Origin of the sequence: Paraglaciecola sp., from assembly GCF_051252315.1 — a bacterium.
GTDB lineage: Bacteria > Pseudomonadota > Gammaproteobacteria > Enterobacterales > Alteromonadaceae > Paraglaciecola.
Genome location: NZ_JBPOFP010000181.1, coordinates 1 through 5594 on the forward strand (window position 1 = coordinate 1; position 5594 = coordinate 5594).

General features: G+C 35.7%; 6 protein-coding genes. 3 read left to right on the forward strand and 3 right to left on the reverse strand.

Annotated elements, in window-relative coordinates; genetic code table 11:
- From ACSHXM_RS20580 to ACSHXM_RS20590, 3 genes are all read right to left on the reverse strand, one after another.
- The coding region (locus ACSHXM_RS20580) for a hypothetical protein (RefSeq protein ID WP_435692062.1) at nt 1–583 on the reverse strand (583 nt) is incomplete at its 3' end.
- 302 nt (nt 584–885) lie between these two features.
- The gene (locus ACSHXM_RS20585; protein ID WP_435692064.1) at nt 886–1425 is read right to left on the reverse strand and encodes a type II secretion system protein; all 540 of its coding nucleotides are present in this window, start codon (nt 1423–1425) and stop codon (nt 886–888) included.
- Between the two features lie 86 nt (nt 1426–1511).
- On the reverse strand, nt 1512–2429 hold the full coding sequence (locus tag ACSHXM_RS20590; RefSeq protein WP_435692066.1) for a hypothetical protein: 918 nt from the start codon (nt 2427–2429) through the stop codon (nt 1512–1514).
- A 474-nt stretch (nt 2430–2903) separates the two neighbouring features.
- Between ACSHXM_RS20590 and ACSHXM_RS20595 the strand changes: the two genes are divergently transcribed.
- The 3 genes from ACSHXM_RS20595 to ACSHXM_RS20605 all read left to right on the forward strand — a co-directional run.
- On the forward strand, nt 2904–4052 hold the full coding sequence (locus ACSHXM_RS20595; protein ID WP_435692068.1) for a hypothetical protein: 1149 nt from the start codon (nt 2904–2906) through the stop codon (nt 4050–4052).
- A gap of 4 nt (nt 4053–4056) precedes the next feature.
- Nucleotides 4057–5097, forward strand: a complete 1041-nt coding sequence (locus ACSHXM_RS20600) for a hypothetical protein (RefSeq protein ID WP_435692070.1) — start codon at nt 4057–4059, stop codon at nt 5095–5097.
- A 78-nt stretch (nt 5098–5175) separates the two neighbouring features.
- On the forward strand, nt 5176–5594 hold a 419-nt coding region (locus ACSHXM_RS20605; RefSeq protein ID WP_435692072.1), incomplete at its 3' end, for a hypothetical protein.

A 5594-nucleotide genomic window follows, 5' to 3' on the forward strand; every position in this document is an offset into this window, starting at 1 on the left:
CATAGTCCGGGCCATCTTTAATTAAACCGTCATAAATGCCAAAATATAGTTCATTACCAAATTCGACGTATTCAACGTTAATGCCGCGATTAAAAAGATCACGCAAGAAATCCTCCGATTGTTGAGGTGTTCTTGTACTCACATTTAATACTAATGAAACTGCAGTGTTGGTTTCATTGGCAAAAATTTCAAAATCATCAACGTTATAGCCATCAGTTGGGTTAGCAGCCCGTGCTTTAGCGTTGAATCCTTGTGTTTGATTTTTATGATGATCAGACATACCGGGGTAGTTAGTGTCAAAAAAACCGGTATTGGGGTTGTAAAAGTTTGCAAATGTTCCGCCAGGATAACGAATAACCTGAGAACCCGTTTTGTTATAAACCTGAGATAATTCTGGATGAGCGTAGTCAATTCTGCCATCAGAAAATTGTGAATTTACGCTAAAAACATCTTTATTTAATATATTCTGTTTTTCGTTTGATACTGTGACAGTGCCGGCTGCTTGTATATTTGAGCTAGCGAATGAAAATAGTAAAAATAACGTTTTCATTAAAACTTTATTAGTATTGCTTTTTAATTTCATTGGAACTTCCTTACAACTATAGAGAACACATGTAAACGGATTCAAATGTTTTAATGGGCAATTGTTAACTAATGCTTATTAGAAAATTCAAACGTTTAATGTACGAAAGTGTAGGTTAATTGTTAAAATTGTAACTAAGTAGTAGTAAAGTACCTCTTTAATAATACTATTTTGTATTAGTGTCTTATGACTTTGTCCTGATCAGGTGGCGCAATTTAAACGAATAAAATTACGCTAAAAATGATGGATCGCTTAAATAAAATATAGATTTATAGTAAGTTGATATCGCTAAAGTTAATGCTTTAACAACCTGTATCAACTAAGCCTATAAGAGGTGCATCTCCATTTTGCTTATTGTAATAATAAACATAACATTCATTTGTTATGCTACCGTTTTTCGGCCATACATATACTCCAACTCCTCCCGTTGCATCATTTACATCAGGCATGCTGGCTACGGAGCCTACTAAGCAAAAAGTTGTGGGGCATGGAGCACTAGTAGAAATACCAAAGCTTACTTCGGCTAAATCTACAACTTTATAGAAAACATTATACCCTTGGCCTTTCATGTATCCCGAGTCCACAAGTATACTTTGCCCACCGCCAATATTTATACTTCCCTTGGTTACTCCTTGTATTTTGGCTTTTACAAAAACCAAACTCGAAGCACTTTTTGTCGCGGCTACAACTCCGTTAAGCACGGCTATTTTTGCATCACTTTGCATTGAAATATATTTCGGCAAAGCGGTAGCGGATAAAACTCCGAGCACAACAATGACCGTAATAAGCTCAATAAGTGTAAAACCAGAATTGTTTTTTATTCTGTTGTTGATAGAAGGCATTTCTACTACCTGTTAGTTAGGAAGGTTTATGTTGTTGAGATAACCAGTGATAATGTAGTTATTCATAATCACTTAGATAATTATTTTTAACCATAGGCTGTGAGGGTTAGACTTGCATCACTGCTTGAAATTATAACTCTCTTCTTATTATGAAAAACACGGGTCGTTTGTTCTTTTTGCATTTGGAGTTGGCGATTGAAATTCGAAACAGTCTGGTGTCGGCATTCATGAGAAATTTTCGTAATATCTGATTCATGTTCCATTAATAAACGACACTCTTTACTAATTCCAAGTTCATTGCCAAAAGCTATATAAGTGAGCCCTGCCGTATTCTTGAAAAACCGGATGAAAGCTTCCCGAGTAAGCACTATTTTTTCAGCAATGTCTGGTGGGTAAATGTCATTACCTAAATTATCTCTAGAATAATTTTGTATTGCTTTGAGTTTTTTAAGGTTGTTAGTATTAACATCGCAACCGCTCCGATAGTCTACACTAGCTATTGGTGTTGTTTCGTCTGATATAGCTTGAGTGTCAAATACACTGTGCAATATGAGCATTTTAGACAAGCCGCTTTTATACAGCATAGTCTCTAATAGTTGCTTAATGTAATCTGCGGTATTCCCTCGGAGTTTTAAGCCTTCAGAAGAGCCTTGAAATAAGCCCCGTATATGTTTCGCTATAGGTAATGCAAGAAAGTCACAGATAAAAGACTTTTTTTTAAATTGAGTTACTATCAGGTTAGACGGATTTTTTTGTTTTATATGTTGATCTGATTGTCGCCAACAATGCGGTATGTTTGGACCCCAAAAACTTAGATCGTTAGGTTGATAGATATTGACACTATCACCTACAAATTGTGTTTTTTCACTATTTGTAAACAGTATTGATTCAAAACCTGGGTTGTAGTGCCAATTATTTTCCGCTTTTAAGTCTGAGTAAGTGAGTTGTTGGCATCTAAATGAAATGCCTTTGTTTGGGAGAATATTTTCACGTAATGCTTCCACTACAAGACCTCTTACACTTTATTTTCTGTATTACTATAACTAATTAGTCTTTTTTTTAGCCGAATGGCGCTAAATATTCTAAATTTATAGAGTTTTCCAGTAAGATTGGGGTGTTATTATATTTAACTGTGCAAATATTGTCAAGGGTTAAGTTTTTATATCAAAAGCATTAGTAAGATAGTGTAATAAGAATTTATACAGCTCCTTGCATATGTCTTTTAGCTTATGGTGATCTGCTTTAATCAAACAAGACACTTTAATAATGCGATTTATGCTGCAATGGGTATTCGAAACCAAAAGGGCAGATCCAGTGGGAGCCCCACGAATTTAATAACTAGCTTGTGGCGCAGCCATTAATGGAATTCCTTGTATTTCATTATTTTTACTAAGCCGTCTGCGCGCTAATGCGGTCAAATTTTTGAAGCTTATTGGCGATTTGTGTTTTGGGCTTAAAACCATAGCGAGCTCCTGGTGATGAACACGTCCAAACTTAGTTTGAAAAAGATTGTTAATAGCTTCAAAAATCAGATAGAAGAGCGGATATTAAGCTTGGATATGTTGGAGCTGACATTAAGGGTCATTAAAACTGAGCTAGGGATTAGCTCGTCCGCAATTCCAGTATTTACTGTACTTAATAGAGACAAGCCGGTTTTGTCACCGGATAGATTAGTAAAAGCAGGCCTTGCCAATGAACTTTATTCGTTGTGTGAGCAAGAGCAAATATCACCTTCCGTCGGAATTGCCCCCGAATTTGTTCTTGGTAGGCTGGCATTATGGTTAATGCTGAAGGAAGGAGTATTAGATAATAAAATGTTACTGGCCATGCTGGACGAAGAGAGGGAAGGTTGGTTTAGATATAATGAGTGTATTTATTATCAATATCGGGAACAGCGTATCTTGATAGGAAAGGCAACGGAGTTATTTCTCATTCAGTATTGTTTTATGCTACAAAGTACTTCATTCAAAACTAAAATTTATATTAAAAATATCAACGCATTTTTAGTCTACAAGGAAATTTTAAATGAAGGCAGGAAGCTTACACATCCAACTCTCAAGTTAGCATTTCGCATTGAAACAACTTTTAATAACAACCCTATTTTTCAACAGGTGAGTTTAAACAATCTGCGTCATACGTTACTTGAAGAAACAACATTTTTACGTGTTTTCTCTGATAAATACTTATTGCGGGAGAAAGTACGGACAAATAACGAATCAATAACCAAAAGGCAATTTACAGCTTGGTCTGCAATTGCAGTGACGAAGACAACAGGGTGGGCCAAATCAAAGGGAAGCCAGGCTAAAACTGACGACAGCACTGTTAATATGAATTTCACGTTAATCACTGCAGCTTTGGAGCCTTTAACTAATAATAAAATAAAGAAATTTAAGGTAGGAGAATATCGAAACAACCTTGGTATTTGGTTAGAAGATAAAGACAATGCCAAGCGTTATCCTTGGGTATGGTTGCTTAAGTCATGGCTATTCAAATTAACGTTTTACGGTGGTAGCAAAAAATCTAAAATTCGTTATAACACCGTTACTGATTATGTGAAGACGGTTTCGATGCCTTTTTTATGTGAATTTATAGCAACGGATGCAAATTTGATCACTCTAAGTGAGTGAGTGGGTGGATAAATTCAATTGTGTTTCAGAGCAGATTAAATCCGCACAACGGCGATGTTATGTGTACTATTTTGCTGAATTCTTGGTTACTAGCGGTATTCTACTTGAACTGCCGTTAGATGAACTCGATTCTCATAGCTACAAAGGTCGGGTTGATGCGAACTTAATTACACATTCTCAAGCGGATGTTATTACAGAAAAGTTATCGGAGGTGAAATCTGAAGTATCTTCAATTGCACGATTACTGTTTAACTTTGGTTTTTATTCAGGAATTCGTCGAGGTGAAATAGGCTTTTCTAAGCTTAAAGATTTTAAGTTTGGTGATGTTTATATTCAATTTCATGTGCGGTTGAACCAGCACCGTTTACTAAAATCACCTAATAGTGCACGTAATATTCCATTAGAAGTTTTTTGGCCGGAGCACGAACTTAGATTTTTGAGGGAGTATATAGATCTTAGAAAAAGAAATGGTGCAGATATGAACTCTGCGTTATTTCCAGATAAGATTTTACTGGAAAAGTCTTTTGAACTGGTGACATTGCTGTTACGTAAAGTAACGGGTGACCAATCAATGCGCTTTCATCATCTTCGACATTCTTTTGCAAATTGGACATGGTTTCTACTGAACTGGCGATATCCAAAACAACTGGTACATTTCATTAGTTGCCTTTCTCATCCTTATTTTAACCTAGAGCGAAAGAAGCTTTTGTTAACACGACTTGGCTTACCAAATGGAGCTAGCCGCAAAAAGTTATTTTCATTAACGCGACTGCTAGGACATACGGATATTTCTACTACACTGGCATCTTACCTGCACACGATGGATCTTTTTATTTATCTAGAGAAAAACCGTACCTCTCTGGATTTGACCAAACTAGTACAGCTCACTTATGGCTATGGGGCTAAAATAAATCCTGAATTTCCTCATCAGGTTGTTGGAGCAAGAAACTTTGCTTCTGATGTTAGCTTTGTCAATATACCTGAACTTTCGAGTTTTTTGAGCGGATTTACGCTTAATAAAGCCTATATTGAGAATTTTATTTGATGCGAAGACCATGAAGCTGAGCAACATAAAAATATACAAAATCTATCTTTATACGAATTGTTAACCATAGTTACTAAAATGGCTCAGAATGAAAGTAATATAAAAATTGCTAATGATACTAATGTCCCTGTAGGTATATTGTCTACTGTTAAAGGTATAAGTCAGGCCATAAATAAAAACTACCCTAAAAATTCGCAGAAAAAACTCCCATTATTGCCAGTGGAAGGGTTAAGTACTTATCAATGCAGAATCGTTAGTTCTCTTGTTAAACGTTTTGATAATATTTTGGTTAAGCCTAATTTAAATCGGAGTTTGAAATGTCTTGAAACTTTGGCCAGTAGCAAAAGTTTTTTGATCAGGAGTGCTGATCATCAGGCGATAGCTCAGTTATTGGTCTTGTTAGAAAAGCTTAAATTTACTGATGGCCACCTAGTCTTTTCCTGGTTTTTACCGGTAATAAAAGAGGAAGTAGGTGAGGTATATAAGGAGTTAAATTT